We start from the raw sequence: 24,229 nt of genomic DNA, 5'->3' as shown, positions 1-24,229 counted from the left end.
CTCCACGATACAAAGCTGCCCCGGATCGCGCCACTGCTCTTCGATCTTCGCCCCGCCCGGCCTCGCCCCGCCCCGGCCGGGTCAGGCCTCACGCACGCACGGCCTCGTACATGCTCCACGCGCCCAGAACCAGCATCACCACCGCGGCGATCTTCGTGATCAGCCGCAGCGGCACCCTCTTCATCAGCGCCTTGCCCCCGACGATGCCGAGGCCCGCGACCGCCCACAGGCCGAGGACGGCGCCGAGGCCGACCGACAGCGGGTCGTCGTAACGCGCCGCGAGGTTCGCCGTCATGATCTGGGTGAGGTCACCGAACTCGGCGACCAGGATGAGCATGAAGCCCGCCCCCGACACCTTCCAGAAGCTCTGGTTCTCGGGGCGGCGGACCTCCTCCTCTTCCTCGCCCTTGTTCCGCAGCAGCACCACCGCGCCGCCGAGGAAGAGCACACCGGTGATCACGTGCACGATCTGCTGCGGCAGCAGGGTCAGCACACTGCCCGCCGCGACGGCGAGCACGACATGCAGCAGGAAGGCGGCGGCGACACCGGCGAAGACGTACGAGGCGCGGTAGCGCGTACCGAGGACGAGCCCGGCGAGGGCCGTCTTGTCCGGCAGCTCGGCCAGGAAGATGACGCCGAAGACGAGCGCCATGACGCTGATGCTGATCAAGGTTCCTCAATCGGTCGGGCTGCCCGCCGAGAGTGTGTGACCGCTGCGACACTTCGGCACGGCAGCACACGGGGCACCCATGCCGTACGACATGGGCGTGCACTGCTTGCCGAAGGTCTCGCTGGCGGGATCCCCGCACGGGATCCGCCTCCGGGCGCCGGCTCAGACGAGCTGAGCAGTGTGTCGACGGTCCGGCGAAGAGCTACTCCCCTTCTGCACCGTCCATAGTACGGGGCCTCCCGGCGGACGCGACAAGCCCGGAATTCCGGCCCGGACGGCCGCGGAACCTTGTCATGTCATGCACGCGCCACTAGCGTCTCACCGGACGTACACCGGCCGGTAACACGCCCTGGCGAGCATTCCCTCGCCCGCACCTCAACACCCCTACCCCACAAGGGAGTTCGCATGTCCAAGGTCTACGCGCGTCGACGTATCGGCATACTCGCGGCGCTCACCGGACTCACGGCCTTCGTCGGCGTCCTCAACGGCCCGACCGCCTCCGCCGCACTCCCGACCCCCATCGCCGCCTCCACCGCGCGTACCTATCTCTCCTCGCTCACGGTCGCCGCCGAGAACCGCACCGGCTACGACCGCAGCCTCTTCCCCCACTGGATCACCATCAGCGGCACCTGCGACACCCGCGAGACAGTCCTCAAGCGCGACGGCTCGAACGTCGTCACCGACTCCGCCTGCGCCTCCACCAGCGGCAGTTGGTACTCCGAGTACGACGGCACCACCGTGACCTCGTCCTCCAGCCTGGACATCGACCACCTCGTCCCGCTCGCCGAGGCCTGGGACTCCGGCGCGAGCGCGTGGACCACCGCGCAGCGCCAGGCCTTCGCCAACGACCTGACCCGGCCGCAGCTCATCGCCGTGTCCGCGAGCTCCAACCGCTCCAAGGGCGACAAGGACCCGGCCGAGTGGCTCCCGACCCGGTCCGCGTACGTGTGCACGTACGCCCGCGCGTGGGTGCAGGTGAAGCACTACTACAAGCTCTCCGTCGACACGGCCGAGAAGAGCGCGCTCCAGAGCGCCCTCAAGGGCTGCTAGCGACCGCTTCGCGGCGGAAGCGGCGCCGGAGGCCGCTTCGGGGCCACTTCGGAGGCCGCGTCGGAAGCGGCGTCGGAGGCCGCTTCGGAGCTGCTTCAGGGGCCGCTTCGGAGGCCGCTTCGGGGGCCGCGGAGGCTGTCCGAAGTCGCCCGTCGTCCGCCCGGATTGCCGGAACCTCCCTGCTCACCCCCATTCCTCACCCCCGATACCCCACGTGTCACCGTCACCACGTACGCTGTACGGCTGTCAAAGGCCGTTCCTGCCGCTCCCCCGCGACCACGCGGCATGGCGGTACGCAGCCGCCTGGGGAGTTGGACGGGGGAGTTCCGGGTGCTTGAGATGGTGGGGTCGCTGACCGGCAGCCCCTGGATCTACCCCGTGGTGGCCACATCGGTCCTGCTGGACGTCTTCCTGCCCCTGCTGCCGAGCGGCATCCTCGTCATCACCGCGGCCACGGCGGCAGCGGCCGGTTCGGCCGTCGCCCACGTACCGGACGTGCTCGGGCTCATCCTGTGCGCGGCGACGGCCTCGGTCCTGGGCGACCTGGTGGCGTACCGCCTGGCCTGGCGCGGCGGCCCCCGCCTCGACCGGGCGATAGCCCGCTCGAGGCGGCTGACGAGCGCGCAGGAACGCCTGGGCGCGGCGCTGGCCCGCGGCGGCGGCACGCTGGTGATACTCGCCCGGTTCGCGCCCGCGGGCCGCTCGGTCGTCTCCCTGGGCGCGGGCGCGGCCCGCCGCCGGGTCCGCGAGTTCCTGCCGTGGTCGGCCCTGGCGGGTATCGCCTGGGCCGGGTACAGCGTGGCCCTCGGCTACTACGGCGGCCAGTGGCTGGGCACGAGCTGGCTGGCGACGGGCGTCTCGGTGACGGCGCTGTTCGCGGCGGGCGCGGGCGCGACCTACTTCATGCGCCGCCCGGCGTCCGAGGCGCCCGAGAAGTAGCCGCCGAGACGGCCTGAAACCCCAGTATTTCCTTGGGTGTTGCCAAGCTCATCCGAGGATTGACTGGACTGTCGGCCGCTTGTGATCATCGCCGAGGGGGTCCTCGGATCGGGGGACCCTGGTCGAGGATCAGGGACGAGACATGGCGAACGAGAACCTTACGGTGGCGGTCCTGGGGCCCGGCGGTGTCGGCGGGCTGCTCGCCGGACTCCTGGCCCGCACCGGGCACCGAGTGATCTGTCTGGCGGGCGACGAGACCGCGCGCACGCTCCGCGACCACGGCATCCGGGTCCGCAGCGAACACTTCGGCGAGTTCACGGCGCGGGTCGAGGCGGACACGGAGCTGCGCGAGCCGGTCGACGTCGTGTTCGTCACGGTCAAGCACACGGCGCTCGACTCCGCGCTGGAGCGCGTACCGGCGAAGATGCTGAACGCGGACGCGCTGGTCGTCCCGCTGCTGAACGGCGTGGAGCACCCGGCGGCCCTGCGCGAGCGCTACGGCGCGGAGCGGGTGGCGCCCGCCGTGATCCGCGTCGAGTCGACCCGTGTCGCGCCCGCGGTGATCGAGCACGGCAGCCCGTTCGTGGAGATCGACCTGACCGGAAACACCGTGGCGCACGGCCCGCTCGACCGGCTCACCGGGGCCCTGGAGTGGGCCGGGGTGAAGGCCGCGGTCCTGGACGGGGAGGCGGCGGCCCTGTGGGCGAAGATGGCCTTCCTCGCCCCGCTCGCCCTGCTGACGACGCGTTACGAGGTGGCGCTCGGCGACCTCCGCACCCGCTACCGCGAGGAGTTGGTGGCCCTGGTGGAGGAGACGGCGGCGGTCGGCCGGGCGAGCGGCGCGGCCACGGACCCGGTGGCGGCCCTCGCGCGCTACGACTCCTTCCCGGCGGAGATGAAGTCATCGATGCAACGTGACGCGGAGGCCGGCCGCGCGCTCGAACTGGACGCGATCGGCGGGGCGTTGCTGCGGGCGGCCGAGCAGCACGGGGTACCGGTACCGGTGGCGACGCGCCTCGTAGGGGAGTTGGAGTCGCTGCACTCCTGAGCCGCGCACTCCCGAGCGAACTGGACTCGATCGGCGGGGCGTTGCTGCGGGCAGCCGAGCGACACGGGGTACCGGTACCAATGGCGACACGCCTCGTAGGGGAGTTGGAGTCGCTGCACTCCTGAGCCACGCACTCCCGAGCGAACCGGACGCGATCGGCGGGGCGTTGCTGCGGGCAGCCGAGCGACACGGGGTACCGGTACCAATGGCGACACGCCTCGTAAGGGAGTTGCTGGCCTCCCGAGCCTCAGGACGGCGGCGTGTTGTGCCGGGCGACCATATCGGCGAAGGCGCGGGCCGACGGGCAGAGGCCGGGCGCGCGCTCGAACCGGACGCGATCGGCGGGACGTTGCTGAGGGCGGCCGAGCAGCACGGGGTACCGGTACCGGTGGCGACACGCCTCGTAAGGGAGTTGGAGTCGCTGCACTCCTGAGCCGTCAGGACGGCGGCGTATTGCGCCGTGCGACCATATCGGCGAAGGCGCGGGCCGACGGGCAGAGGCCGGGCGCGCGCTCGAACCGGACGCGACCGGCGAGGCGTTGGCGAGGGCGGCCGAGCAGCACGGGGTACCGGTACCGGTGGCGACACGCCTCGTAAGGGAGTTACTGGACCCCTGACCCGTCAGGACGGCGGCGTGTTGTGCCGGGCGACCGTGTCGGCGAAGGCTCGGGCCGACGGGGACAAGGTGTCCCAGCGGCGCACGGCCCAACCGACCGCCAGCGGTGGCAGTTCGGGCACCGGGACGAACCGCAGCCCGGGGCGGTGCTGGGTGCGCCAGCCGGGCAGGTCGGGCACGACCGCGTGTCCGACGCCGAGTTCGGCGAGCAGGATGGCGGTGTCCCAGTCGGCCACACTGGTGTCGGAGGCTGCCGCGGATATACCCAACTCGGCGTAGCTGGTGTCGAGTTGGGTGCGCGAGGTGGAGCCCTCGGGGAGGCCGATGAGCCGCAGCCCGGCCAGGTCGGCGGCGTCGGCCCGCTCCCGTACGGCGAGTTCGTCGTCGGCGGGGACGGCGAGGACCCAGGGCAGATGGGCGACGGGACGCTGCTCGACGCCGCGTACGGGCGCGCCGAGGGTCACCCAGGCGAGGTCGATCTCGGGCTCCCGCAGCGCGTCGAAGCAGCTCCGGCTCGAGCTCTCGGTCCGGAACTCCAGGCTGACGCCGGGGTGTTCGCGCCGGAACTCGGCCACCGCCGCGGCCATGAAGTGCCGCACGGTGACGCTGCCGGTGGCGATCCGTACGACGCCACCGTCGCCCCGGGCGATCTCCGCCAGTCTGCGCAGGGCCAGGTCGAGCCCGGACATCCCCTCCTCGGCAGCCTGCTGGAGCACGCGCCCGGCGCGCGTGGGCACGACGCCGCGCGACTGCCGCTCCACCAGGTCGACGCCGACCTCGCGCTCCAGCCGCCGTACATGCTGACTGACGGCCGACTGGGTACAGCCCAGCTCACGGGCCACGGCGCTGAGACTGCCGGCCCTACAGACGGCGACGTAGACGCGGAGATCATCGAGGGTCACGGTGATCAAGGTAGCCGCCGGGTGGGGCGGGCCGCCGGGATACGGCCGATCGGGTGAAGCGCGCGCTGTGACTCGCATCGGAAAATCGAACAGACGTAGCATTGCCGCGTGGCTGCGACGTATGACTTCCCGAGTGATCTCCTCGCCGGTCAGGAGGAGCTGCATCAGGTCCGGGCCGAGCTTCTGGCCCTGCTGAAGCGGCTCCCCTGGTCGGTGGAACCGCTGGACGGCTTCACCGATGACACCGGCTGGCGCAAGGTGGAGCGCCCCGCCTCCCCGGGCTGGACCGAGGACGAGCAGCGCGAGGTGGAGAAGCTCCGTCGGCGCGAGCGGGAGCTGGCGGTGTTCGTGTCCTGCCATCGCTTCTGGGCGGAGGTGACGACCGAGGCCACAGTGGATACGCGTATGCGCCTGAAGCACGTCCACGAGGAACCGCTGCCGGAGACATGACCGTGGCGAGCCGGAGACACCGTGGCGATCTTCGTTGTCATGTCCTCCCTTAGGGTTGCTGCCCATGTGGCCAGGACAGCAGCCGCCCGGGGGCGAGCAGAACCCGCAGCATCAGAACCCCTATCAGCAGCCGGGGTACCAGCAACCCAACCCGTACCAGCAGCCGTATCCCCCTCAGACGCAGGGGCAGCCGCAGTGGGGTGCGCCGACAGGGGCGCCGCAGCCTCCGAGCGGCGGGGGCGGCGGGAACCGTACGAAGATCATCGCGATCGTCGCGGCCACGGCCGTGGTGGTGGCCGCGGGAGTCACCGGCTTCCTGCTCCTCGGCGGGGACAAGGACGCGAAGGCGTCGGCCGACGCGTCGCCGAGCGCGACGGCCTCCCCGTCCGTGTCCGCGTCCCCGTCGGACGATCCCTCACGCGGCACGGAGTCCGACAAGCCGACCATCCCTGGCTGGAAGGTCGTCGTCGTCCCCAAGCGGGGCATCGCCTACGACGTCCCGGCGGACTGGGAGGTGTCGTCTCCGGGCACCTCCGCCGGGTACACGGACGACAAGACCGGCGAGGGCATCGCCTATATGTCGGGCATCGCCGAGTACAAGTCGAAGTGGTGCACGTCCGACGACGACATGGACGGCCACACGGAGGACACGTCCCTGGCCATGACCGGTGCCAAGGGCGCCAAGGGCGCCAAGAACACCGACGAGGTGGCGGTGAACACCGTGGGCTGGTGGGTCTACGGCGCCTACACCCAGCCGGACAAGAAGAGCCTCCACCTCGGCAAGGCCGAGCCCTACACGACCGCCACGGGGATCAAGGGCAGCATCGCCTGGGCCTGGTCGACCGACACGCCCCGGAAGGGCAAGTGCGAGACCGACGGCAAGGCCGTGTCCTTCGGCTTCAAGAACTCGGCCGGTGACTACGTGTCCTGGAACTTCCTCGGCGCGCAGGGAGTCGGCGAGGAGGTCCCCAAGGCCACCGTCATGAAGATCCTCAGCACGGTACGACTCCACGGCGAACCGACGGCGTCGTAAGCCCGGACTCAGGTCTTCGGGCACGGGTGCGCAGGTGCCCGCCCGAAGACCTGGGCCCGAGCCCGAGCCCGTACCCGTACCCGCACGACGATCGCCACCGCGGGGTTCGGCAGCCGGGGGAAGAGTACGTCCGCTGTCCGTGCCGTACCGGTTCGGGCGGGCCGCGGACTGTAGCGTGCTGCCCGGTCCGACCGGGGACCCTGTCGCGAGGAGCCGGGGAATGCTCAAGGGTTTCAAGAACTTCCTGATGCGTGGCGATGTCATCGTCGTAGCCGTGGGCCTCATCGTCGCCCTGGCCTTCAGCACCTTGATCAAGGCCTTCACCGATTCCGTGATCAACCCCATCATCGCGCGCGCCCAGGGCGGCCATTCCGTCGGCCTTGGCTGGCAACTCGGTCAAGCGGGCAACCGGGCGACCTTCCTGGACATCGGCTCCTTCATCTCCGCGCTCATCTACTTCCTCACCTTCATGGCCGTCGTCTACTTCCTCATCGTCGTGCCGTACAAGCACTATTCGGCACGGCACGGTGTGGCGGCCTTCCAGGAGCCGGGCCCCGTCAAGACCTGCCCGGCCTGCCTGTCCGAGGACCTGCCGGCCGCCGCGGTCAAATGCCGCCACTGCGGCACCGACGGCCAACAGCCGACACCGACCGGGGCACCACGGACCTGACTACTGTTCAGCCGTCGGTCCTTGCAGCCCACCGCGGCCGGCACGTCGCGGCAGCGGTGGGCACGTCGCGGCAGCGGTGATCCTCGTAGGACTGAAGCTCGACCCCACCGAAGATGATGAGGCAGGTCAGGGCGGCCATGACGGCCTGGGTGACCACCGTCACGACGGCCCCGGCCCAGGCCGCTGTCACGGCTGCCGCGATGGCGAGGGCGCCGACTCCGCCGACGGCGGCCAGGTAGTTCCACAACGAGTCGGGCCGGACAGTCCTCGCCGGGGCGAGGTCGACCCCGGACAGCAACCAGAGCCCGAAGATCACCGCCAGGGCGATCAGTTCCAGGACCACGAGTCCACACCCTGCGCCGATATCGACGCCCCGGTCCGCACGGCGCCGCTGTCCGGGGCCGGTGGTGGCGTCGAAGGCCGGAGGCGCGACAGGCAGGTCCATGGCGCCACCCTGCCCGCGCGTGCGAGGAGACGCATGAGTACGGGTACTCAGCTCCGCACCACAGAGGTCCCGTCCTCGTTCATGAGTGTCGCGAGGAGCGCGTAGTACTGCGAGGTACGGCTCTCGAAGTCGACGCGCGCGGCCAGGCCGGCCGCCATGTCGTCCGGCATGCGCAGCAGATCGACGGATGCCTGTGCGAACCTCTGGCGCACCTCTCTCCCCTCGGTCCCGTCCAGCAGGGCGCGCAGCTCGGTGACGGCGGCGCGGGAGACAGCGCGACGCTCCGGGCCCGCGCGCAGCATGGAGCGGTACGTGGCGGCGGGTTCGGCGTCGGCGAGGAGCGGCTCCAGTCTCGCGGCGAGCGCCTTGCCACCGCTCGCGGCCCGGCGCGCCTCGGGACCGGCCTCGATGAGCACCCGCAGCCCGGTGAGCAGGGCGGTGGTCTGCGGCCGGTGGTCGTCAGGATCGATCCGCACCGGCACGGTGGCCTCGGTGTCCTCCCGGACGCTGCGGGCAGCGGCGACGACCCGCTCGGCCGTGGGGCGGTCCACGCCCGTGTGCCCCAACCCCAGCACACCGGCGTCGAGTACGTCACCGACCGTCCGGACACCCGCCGCCTCCACCTCCCGCACCGCGCGGCGGCCCGCGCCCTTCCAGCGGAGTCGGGTGAGCGGTGTCCGGGCCAGCTCCGTGTCGATCTGTTCTCGGCGCACAGTGGTCCACGCCTCCTGTACGGCGGTGACGACGCGCGCGTAGTCCCTCGTCACCAGGCCCGCGGCCTCGTACAGCTTCCGGGCGTGGGCCACGGTCCGCGGGCGCACCCCGTAGACCCGGGCAGTGGCGCGGACGTTCCCGCCGACGAGACCGACGGCCGTCAGGACCAGCCCCGTGACAGCGAGGGAGTCGGACAGAGCGAAGGGGTTGTCCCCGGTGTCTTCGTCCAGTGAGGACGGCACCAACTCGCCCTGGTCCGAGCCTTCGGCGACGATGAACCCGGTCTCCCAGCCGTACCCGGTCTCCACGTCGTAGTACGGCGCCTTGAGGATCAGCGAGCGGTCAGGGTCGCAGTGGTACGCGGCCTCCCGCCAACGTCCGCCGTCGGCGAAGGGATCCATCCAGCGAACGGTGCACGCGCCGTCGGGCTTCTCCTTGATCACGGTGAGTTCGACCTGTTGCGTGTCGGGATAGCCGGGCGTGAGCGCGTAGACAACCGCCCCACACGCCACGAGCACCACACCGAGCGTCACCACCCAACGAAAGAACGGCCGATGCCACATACGCACCCCCCTCACACCGCCCCGCCCAGCCCCCGGCAGACCCCCAGTCTCCGCGCGGCCAAGCCCCCCTTCAAGGCCACATCCCCGCAGCCGTACCCACCCTCGGCTTTCCGGATCCCGGCATCGACGCGTGAGCGCGGGCGGACATGACCAAGGCCCAGGTCTTCGGCCCCCACGATGGGGCACGGGTGGGGCATGCGATGCGCGTACGGTCAGTCTGAACCATGGGGGTGGAGGCCTGTGTTGTCCGCACACGAAATAGTTCTGAACGAACTCGCGCAAGGGGGCTCAGACCGACGGCTGAGGGAGTCGAGTGGTTCGAGGGCCTCTCGGAGGACGACCAACGCAAGGTCTTGCACACACTGGTGCTGTTCTGTGGGCAGGCCCGCGCCAGCGAGGACGATGTGCCAGCGAGCATTGCGCGGTCCGGCGTTCGCCTCACTCACACACCGGCGGTGATGCTCACCAAGTGGCGCTTCGGGATGGAAGCACTTCCGGCCTATGAGCTCACCAAGTCCTTCCGCCTGCTCGTCGCCCTCTTCAGCATCGCGGACACCCGCAGGAGGACGTTGCATTGCGCCGGGGGGATGCGGTCACGAGTGGCACAACCTGTCGGGTCCGCTGCGGGATACGACCTAAGTGTCTTCTTGCCCGGGTCTTGCCAGAGATCTTGGGAAGCTGAGTCTTTGCTGGTCTTGCTGACGGCGGTGTGTGTCTGAGAGGTCGACGGTGGTCGTCATCGGCTTCTGCCGAGCGGCCTCGGACCGCCCAGGGACAGTCCGGCTTGACCCTGTGCGCAGGCGCGACGGCCTGAGTAGGCTTGATCGCGCATTGTGACCCCCGGACCCTCAATGGGAAGCTGAAGTAATAGTGGCCAACCCCTTTGCGCCGCCGCCAGAGATCCCCAGTCGGCAGTTATGGTCGCCGCTGGACGAATACCTCTGGCACTCCTGTGACATTCTCGTCGACATCCTCGAAGGGCAAGTAGCCCGGCGGCCAGTTGTGGCCACAACAGCACGACTACAACATGGCGATCGGCCCCTCGCCGTTGGTCCTGGGCAACGACTGACCTGGCGCGCCCTCGGCAACGGACGCTACAGACACAACGATGCCTTCGCCTTCGGCAGCCCTGGCCTGGTGATCGGCACCCTTGCAGCCAACGCGATCAGCAATGCCAGTCGCCGTCGTCAGGCAGCACGCGACGCTCAGCCCCGGTGGGTACAAGAGGCGACAGGTGAAGTCACCCTCACCCTGCAGAAACTGCACTTCGCGCACCCAGTGTATGAACTCGACCTTGAGTGGGGCGGGTTGAGCACGATCGAGCTCGTAGGCGTTGATGTCTTCCAGACGAGCTTCATCAATACCTGTGGGGCACATAGAACAGTTCGCGTGCAGACGCCGTGGGCATCACTTGCATTCGCCCTTGCTGCGATCACCGCCTTCCCCGCCCATCCGCGCCTGCTCAACCGCGGCTGGCTGCCCCCGGACTTCGAGCAACGATGTGCGCACGCAGGCCGCCCATGCCGTCCGGCAGCACAGCTCGCACTACGGGGATACGGCCCATAGACAGCACCCGTTTCAGGGGTGCTCCGCGCCCTCGCCGCAACCGGTGGCGCCACCAGCGTGACCAATGCCGTGACCACCAGATCGCCGACTACGTCGACGGGCAGATCAGGCGCATGAAGCAGCACGACGGGTCCGGACGGCCGAGACGGACCGAGAACGATCAAGGCCCAGGTCTTCGGGTAACCACCCGCTGACCTGGGCCTTGCTCTCGTCCTGAGACTGGCGGGCGCGGACGGTTTCGAACCGCCGACATCCGCCTTGTAAGGGCCAAGGTGATCAGCCGCGGGGCGCCCAGGTCGCTCCGGCTGTAGGAGCAGCCCCGGTCAATCGCCTATCTCGACTGCGACGAGCCGTCGTTGACCGTGATTGACCGCACGATGTGGCACGCTGCGACTGCCTCGCGGTCCTCTCTGATCCGTAGCTCTATGTGGATCGGTCGGCGGCGGTCATACCGGTCGCACTACGGCCCTACGAGGACGCTGCTGGATGGGACAGGTTGCTGTGGCTGTGTACTTCGCTGCTGCACCAAACACCCTGAGTAGCAGAGCAAGGAACGCCGAAACATCCGCATACGCGCCGATCACTGCTGGCCGAGCGGGCTGAGCGGTACTGACGCTTATCGTGCTACCCAAAGGGCTGGCCCCAGACAAGGTGCGCGTGGGCCATGTGTGGGCCGAGTGGGCGGCAAACCAGGCCTAATGGCCTTCTCGTGCAGGTCAGAAGCCTACGGGCCGAGCTTGCACAAAGGTCTTGAAAACCGTCGTGGCAGCGATGTCACCGTGGGTTCAGATCCCACCGCCTCCGCTGGCTCAGCAGCAAGACGGCCCCCGACCTGATTGTTAGGTCGGGGCGTTTATATACCCGCCTACCGTGACTACCCGGTGTTCCCCGTGGTTTCCCGCTGGATAGGGCACGACTCCCCTCTGCGAGGGCGGCGGGCCTCAGACACTTTTGCTCCCTGTGGTCTGTCGCGACCCGGTGAGCGTCGATCGATCGCCTCCCACGTGACTGATGTGGTCCAACCCGATCAAGGTTCGCTACGAACCGTTCTGTCGTTGCCGCGGCCGAGCTATGCGGCCATTGAATCTTGCCGCGGCAGCACATTCGTCGCACCTGATTCCACCTCCGTTGCTCAACTGAAGCTGCGGCGAGATTTCTTGATGGTTTCGTTCGCCTCAGTTGACGACCTGACGGGGTGTCGAGTACGGTCCTCAAATGTGACGGAGCGCCAAAGACGGTGCCCGTGAAGGGGAGGGGATCTTGAACATGGCCACGTCTTTGAAGCCGGTGACCACCGGGCTGCCTGTCAACCTTCGGGAGATCCGCAAGGGGGTCATGGCCAACGGCGTTATCGACTGCGAAAACCTGCTGGCGCTCGTCAATGACCCTCAGGAGGTCGAGAATGCTGCCAAGCGGGCTCAGAAGGCCGGACAGCCCATCAGTGAGTACGCCCGCACGCGCTCTGACATCCAGCGGCTGATCGGCACTGCCGGCAGCAAGAAGGCCAAGAACATCGGCGAGTACGCCGACTACATTGCGGCCGGCCTGCGGGGGGACTACGGGGACGGCTGGTCGCTGCCGCAGATCACCCTGTGGTCGCCGCGCCCGTTGGTCGTCTCGGAGGATGGCTGGTCGGCTCTCCCGATCAAGGATGGCCTGTTCGCTCTCGACAGCGAGACCCAGGTGACTGCCTGGCACCGGATCAAGGCGAACCCGGCGGCCTTCGATCTGGACGCGGACTTCGACTTCGGCGCCATCCCGCTGTCGTTCGAGATCTTCCACGGCATCAGCGTCATCGCTGCCCGCCAGATCTTCCACGACCGGAACCTGAAGGGCGTGCCGGTCGACAAGTCCTTGGCCATGTCCATGGACGGCCGCGACTTCGGCACCACCGTGACGCGCAAGCTGATGGAGTCGCTGAAGGTGCCGGCCGGGGAGACCACGGTTCCGCTGTCCAGCCTGATCCTCATGGGCAAGCGTCAGGTGTCGGAGAAGGCTGTGGAGTGGATGACGTTGTCCGTCCTGCGAACCCTCATCGCCACGGCCATGCTCGGCAAGGCTGGTATCCACGCCGCGTCGACCGGTATCGAACACGAGGACATCCCCGCGGACAAGGAGGGCTTCCGTCCGGACAAGGCCGTTGTCCAGCGCGAGGTTATGGAGACCGTGGGCGCGTTTCTTCAGGAGAACGCCGCGCTTTTCCACGCGAAGACTGCCATCACCGCCCCCGCCGTGGTGGCTGGGCTCGGCGCGACCATGAACCGCGCCATGTCTTGGAGCGCGGACCCGCTGCCCGACGGGCTCACCCTGGATCGCCTGCTGGAGGGAATCCAGTGGGAGCGTGAGGCGAAGTACTGGGGTGGTGTCGCGGCCAAGGTGAACGATCGTGGCGTTGTCTCCTGGGCAGGCGGTGCCCGGGACTCCGGCCACAAGGTGTACGACGCGCTGAACCACCCGGAGAGCGGCGCGGGCAAGCAGATCCGAGGGCGGTTCTAGCCTTGCTCCTCGCATCTTGACGTCGCTCGCAAGTGGGGATCAGTTCCTGACCGGCAGGTTCGGTCGGGAGCTGATCCTTTCCTGGCGCCTCAGCCACACTTCACCCAAGCTCCCATCCCGTCTGCCGTCGACCCACACTCCGTGGAGCAGGCGCGGTGCCTGGCGTCCAGGTGGAGCGCCCTACTGGACGAACGACCTGGACGCCAGGTGCCGTGTCTGCTCGGCTCTGCCTGGGTCGACGGCAGGCGGGATGGGAGCTTCCCGCGCCCGCCTCCTTCGGCCGGCACTCGCCCGCGGCGCCCCCACCTTCTCGGAGCCTGAGCCCCCCGCCGGAGGCATCTCTTTCACCGCGGCCCCGGTCGCGCGGTACTCGCCTCTCCTCCTGGTCTTGTTCCTTCCGTGGGCGCGCGTCGGCGTAACGTGCGCGGAGCGGGCCGAAGGCAGGAGCGCAGCGCGACGCGGAGCCGGGAGTGCGCACGGCGAAGCGGAGCGCAGCCGGGCTTGAACCAGTAGAGAGAGTTTGAATCATGCTGGTCTGGCTGGTGGTGTAGAACCCTGAGCATGGGGAGTGAGCGGCAGGAGCGGATGAAGGCGCTGGGGGCGCGTCTTCGCGTACTTCGTGCAGAGGTTGGCCTGACGGGTGCCGTGCTGGCGCAGCGTGCTGGTGTGGGGCAACCGACTGTGTCCAAGGTCGAGAACGGTCGCATGGTTCCGAGCCGGGATGTGCTCGACCGGCTCTCGCGAGCCCTTGGCCTTGATGAGTCGACCTTGCGTGAAGTGCGGGAGTTGTTGGTCGCCGTGCAGGCTGCCGAGGACTCCAAGCTGTCCGCTGACGACACAACTGGCGTCGGTGCGACCGTTGATGAAGCGGTTCGGTCTGCTCGGCTGGTGCGCTCGTTCCAGTGCGTCGTTCTGCCTGCCATGCTCCAGAGCGCTGAGTACGCCCGGCACGTCTTCGAGAGTGTGCCCAACTCGACGCCTGAGGCTGTCGGTCGGGCTGTTGCTGCCCGTGTGGAGCGACAGAGCCTGTTGTACGAGCCGGGGCGAGAGGCCGTGTTCATTTTGACGGAAGCCGTGTTGCACACATGGCCAGGCACCCCGGCGCTGATGCTCGCCCAACTCGACCGGCTGCTGGCTGTCGAGAGTCTGAGCACGGTACGCCTCGGGGTCATTCCCTGGCGTCAGCCAGTGCCGGTGCTTCCCCGCCACGGGTTCACCTTGTGCGATCAGCGGGCGGTCGTGGTGGAGACGTTCGACAGCGAGCGTGTGTCCGTGGACTCCGCCGAACTGGCCGCGTATGAGGAGACGTTCGACCGCTTCGAGCGGGCTGCGGTCTTCGGCGGCGAGGTGCGGGAACTGCTGTTGCGGATGATGAAGGAGTTCCGCGACCTCGGGGACAACCTCACTCCATAAAGGAGTAATTCCTCACGATGTCTAGTTGGCACCCGCAAGCGCAAGACCGTCTACGGTGCCACATGGGACGAATGCGACGAGAAGCGACAGGAGTTGGTGCGCCGCGACCGCCAGGGCATCCCGACGCCGTCCAGGTCCGCGAAGCTCTCCGAGTGGCTCCCGTACTGGTTGGAGGAGTACACCAAGCCCCACAGCAAGCGCACGACATACGCGAAGTACGAGATGCACACTCGGCTGTACCTCGTGCCGACTCTCGGCAGTCGCCGTCTGGAGTCCCTGAATGCGGCGAACGTGCGGCGCATGGTCGCGGAGGTGACCAAGCAGGCGTCGGCCGCGACCGCGAAGGAGTCGCACCGCGTTCTGCGTGCCGCGCTCACGGCCGCTTGCCGTGAGGAGCTGATCACCCGGAACGTCGTGAAGCTGGTCCCCGCACTCCGGGTCGAGGCCCGTGAGCTGCGGCCGTGGACGCGGACGACACCTTGGCCTTCCTGGAAGCCTCCCGGCCCGACCCGCTCTACCCGGCATTCGTGCTGGCTGTGGCCCTTGGGCTGCGCCGGGGGGAGGTCCTGGGCCTGCACTGGCGCGACGTGGACCTGGACCGGCGCACGCTGACGGTTCGGACCACGCTGCAGGTCCGGCTGCACGACACTCGCCACGGGTGTGCGTCCCTACTCTTCGCCGCGGGCGTGGCGCCGCGCACGGTGATGGAGATCCTCGGGCACTCACAGATCGCGGTGACGATGAACGTCTACACACACGTCAGCGATGAGAACCGTCGGGAGGCCATGGGGCATATGGATCATCTGCTCAGGCGCCGCCGGTAGAGGAGGGACTGGCAGGGACTGCCGTCACGACCTGCCGTCAAAGGCCCCCGCGAAGCATGATCGCGGGGGCCTTTGTCCTGGTGGGCGCGGACGGTTTCGAACCGCCGACATCCGCCTTGTAAGGGCGGCGCTCTACCGCTGAGCTACGCGCCCAGGATGAGTCGACAGACTACATGGCTCGGGTGTGTGCCATGCAAACCCGGGGGTTATCCCCACCCCGGGTCCGGGAGCGGGCCGGATTCTTGTGCCGGGCGCCGGTGCCTACAGTCGAAGGGCAGGGTTCGGCAAGGTGATCAGCTCTCTTGGGGGAACGTCATGGCTCGTACGGCGGTGCTCAACGGACGTGCTCGGCGGGTGCGGCGGGCCTGGGGTGTCGTCGGGGTCGTCGGGGTGCTCGTCGCCACCGCCTCCGCGTGCGGGAGCGCGGACGACGACAAGCATCCGGATCACCGGGCCTTCGCCCTGCACGGTCGTACCCTCACGGTCGACTCCGACTCCTCGGCCCTGGAGATCGTCCCGGCCAAGGGCGACCAGGTGAAGGTCACGCGGTGGTTCCACGGCAAGGCCCTGATCGGCAAGACCCCCCGGGCGACCTGGACCGTGCAGGGTGACCGGCTCGTGCTGCGGGTGAAGTGCGTGGGGCTGATCACGGACTGCTCCGCCCGGCACCGGATCGAGGTGCCGCGCGGGATCGGCGTCACGGTCGAGGACCACAACGGGGCCGTGCGGGCGCGGGGCATCAACGGCAAGCTGAGCATCAGCACGAGCAACGGCTCGGTGCGGGTGACCGATTCCACCGGGCCGCTGACGCTGAAGAGCCACAACGGCACGGTCCGCGCGACGGGCGTGGGCTCGCGGCGCGTGCACGCCGAGACGCGCAACGGCCCGATCCACCTCGAACTCACCGCCGCGCCCGAGCTGGTGGAGGCGGACAGCCGCAACGGGTCGGTGTCGATCACGGTGCCCCGGACCGGCTACCGCGTGACCACCGACAGCCACAACGGCTCGATCCATGTGTCCGTCCCCCAGGACGCGCACAGCCCCCATGTGGTCCGGGCGCGGACGAGCAACGGGTCGATCGACGTCCGGACCCCGGACTAGGCCGTACAGCCCGGTCACATCGCTGAACCGACCACCCCGTGTGTTCGTCCTCTACCGGTGGGAGAATGAACCCGGCAGGGCGAACGACCACGGGAGAGGGAAGTGACGGCGACACCACCGCAGTCGTACCCACCGCTTGCGCCATGCGCGGACCGTCACCGTCCCCCGTCGAGCCCCGTCCGCGACAGCCTCGCGCTGGTCGCTCTCCCGGCGCTCGCCGTCCTTCTCCTCCCCGCGGTCTTCGCCTCGGGCGGGACTCGGCGGTGGTTCGGGGGGCGGGCCGAGGGGCAGCGCGCCGAGGCGCAGGCAGCGAAGGACTCCGCCGCGGCGGCGTTCTACGAGCTGGACACGGCCCAGCGCGATCTCCGGATCTCGATCGAGACGATCACCGCCGTCGACGACTCCCCGGCCGCGCGCCGCGCGATCGCCGACTTCGAGGCGCTCGGGCAGCGTATAGACGAAGTCAGCCGCCAGTACATCCAGGCCGTGGACGCGCACGACCTCGACCGGGTCGATCTCGAGGCCGCCGCGGCCTCCCGCGCCCGCGCCGAACTCACCGCCGCCAAGGACGAACTCGTCCGTGTGAAGCGGGACCTGGATCGTTACGCCGAGGGGCTCGGGCCGCTGCTCGGCAAGGCCGAGACCCAGCTCGCCCGGCTCGCCCCGGCCGTGGAGCGGGCCCGCCAGGCCCTGCTCGCCGCCAGCAACGCCCTGGACCACGCGCGGGAGACCGGGCTCAAGGCCGACGACCTCGCCGCGCGGCTGGCCGCCCTGGCCCCCGAGCTGACCAAGCTCAACCAGGGCGCGGGACAGTACGGCGTACCGCAGACCCTGGAGCGCGCCGAGCGGGTCGCGCGGGAGGCCGAGGCCGTGCGCTCGGAGGCGGCGCGGCTGCCCGAGCGGGCCGCGGAGATCGACAACCGGCTGGTGTCCCTGCGTACGCGCGCGCAGGCGCTCACCACCCGCGCCGGGCAGGTGGAGCCCGTCCTGAGCGAGCTGCGGCGCCGGTTCTCGGCCGCCTGCTGGCAGGACCTGCAGCACGTACCGGAGCGGGCCGCCGAGGCGGTGACGCAGGCCGAGCTGAGGCTGACGGAGGCGCGGGCCGCGCGCGACGCCCAGCGCTGGCCGGACGCGACCTCGCTGCTGTCCACGGCACGGGCGCTGCTGAACACCACGGACGAGGCGGTGTCGGCGGCCGGTGACCGGCTGCGGCGGCTCAACGCCGTGCAGAAGGATCCGCAGGCGGAGATCGAGCGGACCCGGTTCGCGATCCGGGACGCGCAGCGGCTGGCCATGACGGGGCGTACGGCTCCCGATCCGCGCCACGCCCGCCCGCTGGACGACTCCGTGGCCCGCCTCGACCGTGCGATCGCCACGCTGGAGGGCCGCCACCCGGACTACTGGCACTTCCTGACCGAGACGGAGGCGGTGCGCGAGACGGTCGCGCGCGTGGTCACCGGGATCAGGGAGGAGCGGGGAGCCGGACACTGAGCCCGGTCCCCGCTCCGAAGGGTCCGCTCAGGTGCGGTAGGCGTAGTACGCCGCGGTCGGGTACGACGCGATGATGCTCGCCACCGACCTGTTGTAGGTGTTGGTGGAGTGGTACGTCAGATACGGCACACCCTGCGCGCTGCGGGAGGTGACGATCATGGAGTGGTCCTTGGACCCGTCCTTGTCGAAGTCCATCTGCAGCACGTCGCCCACGTCCATCTGGTAGACGTTGGCGAGGCTGGTGACCCGCTGCGAGGACAGGGCGAACCACGAGAACTCGTTGACACCGACGAACGAGTCCGACTGCAGCTCGGAGTTGCCGAACCACTTGTGCCAGTCGTACGTGTAGCCGGGAACGTGCGCCCAGCCACCCGCCTTCAGGGCCTGGCTGACGAAGTTGGTGCAGTCACCGCCGGCCCCGTGCCCGCTGAAGTCGGGGTACTCCGCGTTGTAGTTGTTCCAGTACTTCTGCGCGTACGCGGCCATGGCCTTGTAGTCGTAGCCGCTCGCGGAGAAGTTCTTCGGGTTGGCCTGCGCGGGCTGGGTCGTGGCCGAGCGGGTCGCGTCGGGCGGGCCGTCGTTGTCGCCGGAGTCCTTCGGCGGGGTCACGGCGGGCGGCTCGGCCGGCTGGTTCACCGCGAGGTAGCCGTCGTCGGTGTCCCGGATGCCGGTGAGCTGCCAGTGGCCCCGCCGGTCGGCCTTGAAGGTCAGCTCGTGGTGGGCCTGGAAGCCGGTGTTCTTCGGCTCGGTGCCCTTGACCTTCGCGTACGTCAGCGTCGTCGTCTCGGTGACGTCGACCTTGGCGTTACGGCCCTTGACCCGGGTGGCGTTCAGCGTGACGCTCGTCGTGGCCGCGCTGTACCGCTCGCCCAGCTTCTGCAGGCGCGTCTTGCGGCCGCGCAGCTCGGAGAGCGCGGAGTCCTCGTGACGCGACTGCGCGCCGGACATCCGCACCTTGCCGGAGAAGCCGGACGTCAACGGGTGCCGTCCATGTCCGTGCCTCCGGTCGCCCTTGCCGTCGTCCACCAGGGCGTTCGTACGGTCGGTGAAGACGGCGTCGGCCAGCTTCTGGAAGGTGGCCTTGGTCGCCGCGTCCACGGTGGGATCGTCGACGACGGCCGCTCCCGCGCTCCAGTTGGGCAGCAGTGCCGCGCCGGCGACCACCGACGCGGCGGCTGCCGTGGCTATGGTGACGCGACGCCGCTTACGGCTCAATTTCCTTGATTTCAATGATGTTCCCCTCTACGCCGGTGCTCCGATACCGGGGTTCGGCATCTTTCCACGGCGCGTGTTCCTCCTTTGAAATGGGGGGCGGGGTGTGGTACTTGACGGAGCGTCGGATACACTTCGCTCCGCTTCCACGTCACTTGACGACGGTCGACCAGTCCGGGGACTGCGCGGGGTCCAGGGTGCGCAGCCGCTCCAGGGTCTCGGGCTTCTGCACATCGAGCCAGTCGGCCAGCTCCTTGAAGGACACGCACTTGACGTCCTTCTTGGCACAGACGTCCTTCACCATCTGGTCGATGGCCTTCATGTAGATGCCGCCGTTCCAGTCCTCGAAGTGGTTGCCGATGAACAGCGGCGCCCGGCTGCCGTAGTAGACCCGGTCGAATCCGGCCTTGTAGGTGTCGACGGTCTCCTGCTGCCACTGCGCGAACTTCGACGGATCGCCGTCGGTCTCGCCGTCGGACTGGTTGTAGAGGAAGTTGAAGTCCATGGACAGGCCCTGGTACTTGCCGCCCTCGTACGGGAGCATCTGCAGCGGGAAGTCCCAGATGCCGTTCTTCTTCGTCGGCCATATCTGGAAGTCGCCCGTGGAGCTGGCGTCGTAGCGCCAGCCGTAGCCCTTGGCGGCCTTGAGCAGGTTCGGCTGGCCCTCCAGGCAGGGGGCGCGCCCGCCGACGACCGCCTTCTTGAAGTCGAAGGGCAGCGGGTCGATGTCCGTGAAGCCGGTGTTGGTCTTCCACTTCTCCGCGAAGGAATAGAACTGGTCGATCTCGCTCTTCCACTCCTTCACGCTCCAGTCGCCGCCGCCCTTGGCGTCGCAGAAGTGGCCGTTGAAGTGGGTGCCGATCTCGTTGCCGTCGGTGTACGCCTTGCCCAGTTGCTCCAGCGTGGTGCGGATGTGGTCGTCCGTGGGGTAGCTGATCGCGGCGGCGCCCGGCGAGTGCATCGGCGGGTGGTAGAGGTCCTTCTTGCTCTTCGGCAGCAGGTAGATGCCGGTGAGGAAGAAGGTCATGTGGGAGTCGTACTGCTGGGCGAGTTCGCGGTAGTGCGAGAAGAGGTGGTCGTCGCCCTCCAGGGCGCCGTCCCAGGAGAAGACGACGAACTGGGGCGGCTTCTCACCGGGCTTGAGCGGCTTGGGCTTCAACTGCCCCTTCTGCGGGCCCGTGTACGAGGTGGAGCCGTCCCCGAGGACCTTGACCTTGCCGTCCCACTCGGGCTCCTTGGACGCCTTGGCGGCCGGGCCCCGGGCCTTGTTCCCGCCCGTGTCGGAGGCGGCGACCGGGGTGGTGCTGTCCGACGGCCTGAGGGCGAGGAAGACCGCGGTCAGGGAGGCGACGACGAGGAGGGCCCCCAGGGTGATGAAGCCCTGCCTGCTCTTGAGGCGAGTGGTGCGGGAAGAGCGGGCGCGGCGGCGACGGCCGGTGCTTGCGGTCATGGGCGGCTCGTTCCGGAATGAGGGGGGCGGGTGCGTGCGGTGGTTCGGTGCCCGGCGTCAGCCGAGCGGGCTCATGGCGCTCGACCAGATGTCGTAGGGCACAGCGCCCGCGGAGGTGCCGGCGACGCCCTTGAGCGGCTGGGGTTCGAGGCTCTTGGAGAGGTCCATGCGGTAGACGGCGACGGCGGTCGACACGTCCTTGGCCGTGCCCACGTACCAGGAGGCGGTGTCGTCGTGCGTCGTTCCGGCCTTCCCGGCCACCTGTGCGGTGGCGGGGGCCGCGTCGGGGTGGGCGGTGCGGAAGGACTCCGTGAGCGCCTCGGTGACCTGGCGGGCCGTCGTGGCGCCGACCGCGCGCCCGGTCTCCGCCGCCTTCATGGCGACCGGGGAGCCGTTTCGCGTGATGCGCCGCACCGAGTACGGCTCGGTGTGCGTGCCGTCCGCGGCGAACGTCGCGTAGCCGCTCGCCATACGGATCGCGCTGGGCGTGGCGCTGCCCTGGGACATCGCGGGCACCTGCGGTCCCATGCTGGACGGAAGCAGCCCGGCCGCCTGTGCCGTCGCGCGCAGCGTGGGCAGGCCGGTGTCCATGCCGAGCTGCATGAACGGCGTGTTCACGGACTGGACGAGCGCCTGGTGCAGGGTGATCTTCCCGTAGGACTTGCCGCCGTCGTTGTGGGCGGCGACCTTCTTGCCGCTGCGGTCCCAGTACGGGCCCTCGGGTGTGGTGACGGGGACGGCGTCGTCGCCGTCGTAGACCGACTTCGGGGAGACCGGGGTCGCGGGCCCGTTCCTGGTCCGGTGGACGCCGTGCTCGAGTCCGGCGGCGTAGACGAACGGCTGGAACGCCGAACCGGCCGGGACCGTGGACGCGTTGGACTCGTTGAAGCCCTGCTTGCGGTGGTCGGGGCCGCCGTAGACGGCGAGGATACTGCCGTCCGCGGCGACGGAGGCGGCGCCGTAGTGGGCGGTCTTCGCCGGGCCGGGGTGGTCCTTCTTGGCCTGCTCACGGGCCTTGGTCACGGCGTCGGTGAGCGCGTCCTCCCGCTTGCGGTCGAAGGTCGTGTAGATCTGGTAGCCGCCCAGGTCGAACTGCTTGTCCGAGAGATGGGCCGCGCTCTTGGCATACTTCGAGGCCAGTTCCACCAGGTAGTCGCTCTGCTGTCCGGTCTCGTGCAGCGGGTTGGCCTTCAGCGGCTCGGGGAACGTCGTGTACGTGGCCCGCTCCTTCGGCGACAGCTTGCCGATCTTGACCATGCGGTCGAGGATCCACTCCCAGCGCTCGACGGCGCGGCCGTGGTTGGCGGCGTTGAGAGTGGGGTCGTAGAGCCCGGCGCCCTTGAGCAGGGAGGCGAGGAACGCGGCCTCGCTGACGTTGAGTTGGCTGACGTCCTTGCCGTAGTAGGCCTGGGCGGCGCGCTGGATGCCGTAGGTGCCGCGGCCGAACCAGCTCGTGTTGAGATAGCCCTCGAGGATCTTGTCCTTGGGCATCTTGTTGTCGAGCTTGAGGGCGATCATCGCCTCGGTGAACTTGCGGCTGAACGTCTTCTCCTGGCCCAGGTAGACGTTCTTGACGTACTGCTGGGTGATGGTGGAGCCGCCCTGGGTGTCCCCTTCACCGGCCGTGCGCCACAGGGCGCGGGTGATGCCCTTCATGGAGATGCCGGGGTCGGAGTAGAAGCTCTCGTTCTCCGCCGCCAGTACGGCCCAACGGACCTGCTGGGGAATGTCCTTCAGGGGCATGGCCTGCCGCTGCACCCAGCCGGTGCGGGCCATGGGCGTGCCGTCGGACCAGAAGTAGACGTTGTCCTGCTGGGTCGCGTACGAGTTGATGTTCTCGGGTATGTCCGTCATGGCGTAGGCGACGGCCAGGAACGCGCCGCTGAGGCCGAGGGACGTCAGTACGGCGCCGAGCCACTGGCGCCAGGAGGGCATCCAGCGCCGCCAGCCGATGCGGCCGGGCCGCGGATAGACGGGCCGCAACTTCCGGGCGTACGGGGCGAATCGGGCGGTGGTGCGCGCGAGCGCGGAAGGCGGTACGGGTTTGCGGCGCGAGGCGCGTTGGCCGGAAACCTCCGGTACGGCCACACGCAACTGCATAGTGGCGTCCGGCTCTTGCGGCTCCGGGAGCTTCAACTGCATGGTGAGGTCGTCCCGCAGGAGCCGCTCGGCCACCGCCTCGTTCTGCGCCTCGGCGGTCGCGTCGGCGGTCGCGTCGCCCTTCGCGCGGCGCATCCCGGGCCACTTCGGCGTCTCCCTGGGCCGCCTGCGGCCTCCGCCTCCCCTAGTCACGATGGACTCCGGTGTTCGGGCTGCCCAGAGAACGCCGGTCGGCTATTCGGTGTACTGGCTCGATCACGCCTGCGTCTTCCCTCCGCACTAGGACTGCGCGCGTGGGTAGATGCAGCGACCGCAGATACGGTTGCAAGCCCCCCTCCCCGGCCTTTCGGCTTATCGCGGCTGCACTCATAAATTATCAGCGCCCATTGTGATCTCTTCGCTCAGGAAGCGACCAGAACGCGACAACATGGAGCAAATTGAGGGGGTCCTGACAAGATGGCGCGGGTGGTGCGGCAGGCGCGGGCGCGCGCATCGCCTGTGCTTCACCGGGCCCTCCCCTTAACCTGTGCACATGCCTCGCTATGAATACCGCTGCCGCACCTGCGGCGACACGTTCGAACTCAGCCGCCCCATGGCGGAGTCCGCCGCCCCCGCGTCCTGCCCCGCGGGCCATGACGACACGGTCAAGCTTCTGTCGACCGTCGCCGTGGGCGGCACCGCGAGCGCCGCGGCGCCGACCCCGCAGGCGGGCGGAGGCGGCGGTTGCTGTGGCGGGGGCTGCTGCGGCTGAGCCCGGCTCAGCGCCGACGCGCCAGGGTCAGCCCGTCCGCCACCGACAGCATCACGCTGTCCACCCGGTCGTCCGCCTTCACCCGCGCGTTGAAGTCCTTGATCGCGGCGGCCATCCCGGACGCGTCCGGGTCGGTCACCTCGCCGTGGTAGAAGACGTTGTCGACCACGAGCAGACCTCCGGGGCGCATACGCGGCACCAACTCGTCCCAGTAGGCGACGTAGTTGTCCTTGTCCGCGTCGATGAACGCCAGGTCGATGTGCGGCTCGGCCGGAAGCTCCCGCAGGGTGCGCAGGGCGGGCGCGATCCGCAGCTCGATCCGGTCGGCCACCCCGGCCTTCTCCCAGGCCTCGCGCGCGTACCCGGTCCAGTCCTCGGAGACGTCGCAGGTCAGCAGCGTCCCGTCGGACGGCAGCGCCTGCGCCATGGACAGCGCCGACAGCCCCGTGAAGGTCCCGATCTCCACGATCCGGCGCGCCCCGGTCAGCCGCACCAGGAACGCCAGCAGCGGCCCCTGCTCCTCGGCGACCTGCTTGCCCGCCACCAGCGGCAACCGCGTGTGGGTGACCTCGACCAGCATCCGCTGCACCGGGTCGAGCGGCGGGTTGTGGCCGAGCATGTACGCGTACAACTCGTCCGTCAGTGGTGTCCCGTTGCCCTTGGCCACGCGATCTCCTCGGTCTGTGCGCTGCCCGTCCACCGCACGGGCACAGCGCTCGCTCGTC

21 protein-coding genes, 1 tRNA gene and 2 pseudogenes are annotated in these 24,229 nt (G+C 69.2%); 15 read left to right on the top strand and 9 right to left on the bottom strand.

Going from position 1 to position 24,229, the window contains the following annotated elements; translation table 11 throughout:
* Positions 1–88: 88 nt before the first annotated feature.
* Complete coding sequence (locus ACZ60T_RS14425) at positions 89–670, bottom strand: TMEM165/GDT1 family protein (RefSeq protein ID WP_469666160.1); 582 nt, start codon at positions 668–670, stop codon at positions 89–91.
* A gap of 405 nt (positions 671–1,075) precedes the next feature.
* On the opposite strand from ACZ60T_RS14425, the gene ACZ60T_RS14420 reads away from it, so the two are divergent.
* The 4 genes and pseudogenes from ACZ60T_RS14420 to ACZ60T_RS14405 all read left to right on the top strand — a co-directional run.
* On the top strand, positions 1,076–1,720 hold the full coding sequence (locus ACZ60T_RS14420; protein WP_469666159.1) for an HNH endonuclease family protein: 645 nt from the start codon (positions 1,076–1,078) through the stop codon (positions 1,718–1,720).
* A gap of 330 nt (positions 1,721–2,050) precedes the next feature.
* The gene (locus ACZ60T_RS14415; RefSeq protein ID WP_469666157.1) at positions 2,051–2,659 is read left to right on the top strand and encodes a DedA family protein; all 609 of its coding nucleotides are present in this window, start codon (positions 2,051–2,053) and stop codon (positions 2,657–2,659) included.
* Between the two features lie 142 nt (positions 2,660–2,801).
* A complete protein-coding gene (locus ACZ60T_RS14410; protein WP_469666156.1) occupies positions 2,802–3,707 on the top strand; it encodes a ketopantoate reductase family protein in 906 nt (301 codons plus the stop codon).
* Between the two features lie 298 nt (positions 3,708–4,005).
* Positions 4,006–4,140 (top strand): annotated as a pseudogene (locus tag ACZ60T_RS14405) (ketopantoate reductase C-terminal domain-containing protein); the annotation flags it as partial.
* A 188-nt stretch (positions 4,141–4,328) separates the two neighbouring features.
* Here the strand turns inward: ACZ60T_RS14405 and ACZ60T_RS14400 are convergent.
* A complete protein-coding gene (locus ACZ60T_RS14400) occupies positions 4,329–5,225 on the bottom strand; it encodes a LysR family transcriptional regulator (RefSeq protein WP_469666155.1) in 897 nt (298 codons plus the stop codon).
* A gap of 108 nt (positions 5,226–5,333) precedes the next feature.
* Between ACZ60T_RS14400 and ACZ60T_RS14395 the strand changes: the two genes are divergently transcribed.
* The 3 genes from ACZ60T_RS14395 (at position 5,334) to ACZ60T_RS14385 (ending at position 7,378) form a co-directional block, all read left to right on the top strand.
* Positions 5,334–5,675, top strand: a complete 342-nt coding sequence (locus ACZ60T_RS14395) for a hypothetical protein (protein ID WP_469666154.1) — start codon at positions 5,334–5,336, stop codon at positions 5,673–5,675.
* A gap of 64 nt (positions 5,676–5,739) precedes the next feature.
* Positions 5,740–6,708: a DUF8017 domain-containing protein gene (locus tag ACZ60T_RS14390; RefSeq protein WP_469666153.1), complete on the top strand. Its 969-nt coding sequence runs from the start codon at positions 5,740–5,742 to the stop codon at positions 6,706–6,708.
* Between the two features lie 220 nt (positions 6,709–6,928).
* A complete protein-coding gene (locus ACZ60T_RS14385) occupies positions 6,929–7,378 on the top strand; it encodes an MscL family protein (protein ID WP_469666152.1) in 450 nt (149 codons plus the stop codon).
* Between the two features lie 7 nt (positions 7,379–7,385).
* Here the strand turns inward: ACZ60T_RS14385 and ACZ60T_RS14380 are convergent, their stop codons facing one another.
* Both ACZ60T_RS14380 and ACZ60T_RS14375 read right to left on the bottom strand, forming a co-directional pair.
* Positions 7,386–7,823, bottom strand: a complete 438-nt coding sequence (locus tag ACZ60T_RS14380) for a DUF6234 family protein (protein ID WP_469666151.1) — start codon at positions 7,821–7,823, stop codon at positions 7,386–7,388.
* A 47-nt stretch (positions 7,824–7,870) separates the two neighbouring features.
* The gene (locus ACZ60T_RS14375) at positions 7,871–9,100 is read right to left on the bottom strand and encodes a hypothetical protein (protein ID WP_469666150.1); all 1,230 of its coding nucleotides are present in this window, start codon (positions 9,098–9,100) and stop codon (positions 7,871–7,873) included.
* Positions 9,101–9,324: 224 nt separating this feature from the next.
* On the opposite strand from ACZ60T_RS14375, the gene ACZ60T_RS14370 reads away from it, so the two are divergent.
* The 5 genes and pseudogenes from ACZ60T_RS14370 to ACZ60T_RS14350 form a co-directional block, all read left to right on the top strand.
* Positions 9,325–9,819 (top strand): DUF5958 family protein, encoded by a 495-nt coding sequence (locus ACZ60T_RS14370; RefSeq protein ID WP_469666149.1) that lies wholly within the window; start codon positions 9,325–9,327, stop codon positions 9,817–9,819.
* A 151-nt stretch (positions 9,820–9,970) separates the two neighbouring features.
* Positions 9,971–10,666, top strand: coding sequence for a hypothetical protein (locus ACZ60T_RS14365; RefSeq protein WP_469666148.1), 696 nt, complete (start codon positions 9,971–9,973; stop codon positions 10,664–10,666).
* Between the two features lie 1,266 nt (positions 10,667–11,932).
* Entirely contained in the window at positions 11,933–13,162 is a 1,230-nt protein-coding gene (locus tag ACZ60T_RS14360; RefSeq protein WP_469666573.1) for a DNA sulfur modification protein DndB, read from the top strand.
* Positions 13,163–13,723: 561 nt separating this feature from the next.
* Complete coding sequence (locus tag ACZ60T_RS14355) at positions 13,724–14,575, top strand: helix-turn-helix domain-containing protein (RefSeq protein WP_469666147.1); 852 nt, start codon at positions 13,724–13,726, stop codon at positions 14,573–14,575.
* A 27-nt stretch (positions 14,576–14,602) separates the two neighbouring features.
* Positions 14,603–15,399, top strand: a pseudogene (locus ACZ60T_RS14350) (tyrosine-type recombinase/integrase); the annotation flags it as partial.
* 78 nt (positions 15,400–15,477) lie between these two features.
* On the opposite strand, the gene ACZ60T_RS14345 reads toward ACZ60T_RS14350, so the two are convergent.
* A tRNA-Val gene (locus tag ACZ60T_RS14345) sits at positions 15,478–15,552 on the bottom strand.
* Positions 15,553–15,714: 162 nt separating this feature from the next.
* Here ACZ60T_RS14345 and ACZ60T_RS14340 point away from each other — a divergent pair.
* Together ACZ60T_RS14340 and ACZ60T_RS14335 are read left to right on the top strand one after the other, a co-directional pair.
* A complete protein-coding gene (locus tag ACZ60T_RS14340; protein ID WP_469666146.1) occupies positions 15,715–16,500 on the top strand; it encodes a DUF4097 family beta strand repeat-containing protein in 786 nt (261 codons plus the stop codon).
* A gap of 102 nt (positions 16,501–16,602) precedes the next feature.
* Positions 16,603–17,991, top strand: a complete 1,389-nt coding sequence (locus ACZ60T_RS14335) for a hypothetical protein (RefSeq protein WP_469666145.1) — start codon at positions 16,603–16,605, stop codon at positions 17,989–17,991.
* Positions 17,992–18,018: 27 nt separating this feature from the next.
* On the opposite strand, the gene ACZ60T_RS14330 is transcribed toward ACZ60T_RS14335, so the two are convergent.
* The 3 genes from ACZ60T_RS14330 to ACZ60T_RS14320 form a co-directional block, all read right to left on the bottom strand.
* Positions 18,019–19,155 (bottom strand): amidase domain-containing protein, encoded by a 1,137-nt coding sequence (locus ACZ60T_RS14330; RefSeq protein WP_365621027.1) that lies wholly within the window; start codon positions 19,153–19,155, stop codon positions 18,019–18,021.
* Positions 19,156–19,354: 199 nt separating this feature from the next.
* Positions 19,355–20,653: a polysaccharide deacetylase family protein gene (locus ACZ60T_RS14325; protein ID WP_469666144.1), complete on the bottom strand. Its 1,299-nt coding sequence runs from the start codon at positions 20,651–20,653 to the stop codon at positions 19,355–19,357.
* 57 nt (positions 20,654–20,710) lie between these two features.
* The gene (locus ACZ60T_RS14320; RefSeq protein ID WP_469666143.1) at positions 20,711–22,888 is read right to left on the bottom strand and encodes a transglycosylase domain-containing protein; all 2,178 of its coding nucleotides are present in this window, start codon (positions 22,886–22,888) and stop codon (positions 20,711–20,713) included.
* Positions 22,889–23,285: 397 nt separating this feature from the next.
* On the opposite strand from ACZ60T_RS14320, the gene ACZ60T_RS14315 reads away from it, so the two are divergent.
* Positions 23,286–23,504, top strand: a complete 219-nt coding sequence (locus tag ACZ60T_RS14315; protein ID WP_365619609.1) for an FmdB family zinc ribbon protein — start codon at positions 23,286–23,288, stop codon at positions 23,502–23,504.
* 7 nt (positions 23,505–23,511) lie between these two features.
* Here the strand turns inward: ACZ60T_RS14315 and ACZ60T_RS14310 are convergent, their stop codons facing one another.
* Positions 23,512–24,171, bottom strand: coding sequence for an O-methyltransferase (locus ACZ60T_RS14310; RefSeq protein WP_469666142.1), 660 nt, complete (start codon positions 24,169–24,171; stop codon positions 23,512–23,514).
* Between the last annotated feature and the right edge of the window lie 58 nt (positions 24,172–24,229).

It is taken from the genome of Streptomyces sp. NPDC104371, assembly GCF_055583785.1.
The sequence above is the reverse complement of the archived record's forward strand: the minus strand, read 5'-3'. Positions and strand labels throughout refer to the sequence as shown.

Coding starts and splice junctions, on each gene's coding strand:
- ACZ60T_RS14420 (WP_469666159.1), top strand. CDS start 1,076: ATGTCCAAGGTCTACGCGCGTCGACGTATCGGCATACTCGCGGCGCTC.
- ACZ60T_RS14410 (WP_469666156.1), top strand. CDS start 2,802: ATGGCGAACGAGAACCTTACGGTGGCGGTCCTGGGGCCCGGCGGTGTC.
- ACZ60T_RS14390 (WP_469666153.1), top strand. CDS start 5,740: ATGTGGCCAGGACAGCAGCCGCCCGGGGGCGAGCAGAACCCGCAGCAT.
- ACZ60T_RS14385 (WP_469666152.1), top strand. CDS start 6,929: ATGCTCAAGGGTTTCAAGAACTTCCTGATGCGTGGCGATGTCATCGTC.
- ACZ60T_RS14380 (WP_469666151.1), bottom strand. CDS start 7,823: ATGGACCTGCCTGTCGCGCCTCCGGCCTTCGACGCCACCACCGGCCCC.
- ACZ60T_RS14375 (WP_469666150.1), bottom strand. CDS start 9,100: ATGTGGCATCGGCCGTTCTTTCGTTGGGTGGTGACGCTCGGTGTGGTG.
- ACZ60T_RS14370 (WP_469666149.1), top strand. CDS start 9,325: ATGGGGGTGGAGGCCTGTGTTGTCCGCACACGAAATAGTTCTGAACGA.
- ACZ60T_RS14360 (WP_469666573.1), top strand. CDS start 11,933: ATGGCCACGTCTTTGAAGCCGGTGACCACCGGGCTGCCTGTCAACCTT.
- ACZ60T_RS14355 (WP_469666147.1), top strand. CDS start 13,724: ATGGGGAGTGAGCGGCAGGAGCGGATGAAGGCGCTGGGGGCGCGTCTT.
- ACZ60T_RS14340 (WP_469666146.1), top strand. CDS start 15,715: ATGGCTCGTACGGCGGTGCTCAACGGACGTGCTCGGCGGGTGCGGCGG.
- ACZ60T_RS14325 (WP_469666144.1), bottom strand. CDS start 20,653: ATGACCGCAAGCACCGGCCGTCGCCGCCGCGCCCGCTCTTCCCGCACC.
- ACZ60T_RS14320 (WP_469666143.1), bottom strand. CDS start 22,888: ATGCGCCGCGCGAAGGGCGACGCGACCGCCGACGCGACCGCCGAGGCG.
- ACZ60T_RS14315 (WP_365619609.1), top strand. CDS start 23,286: ATGCCTCGCTATGAATACCGCTGCCGCACCTGCGGCGACACGTTCGAA.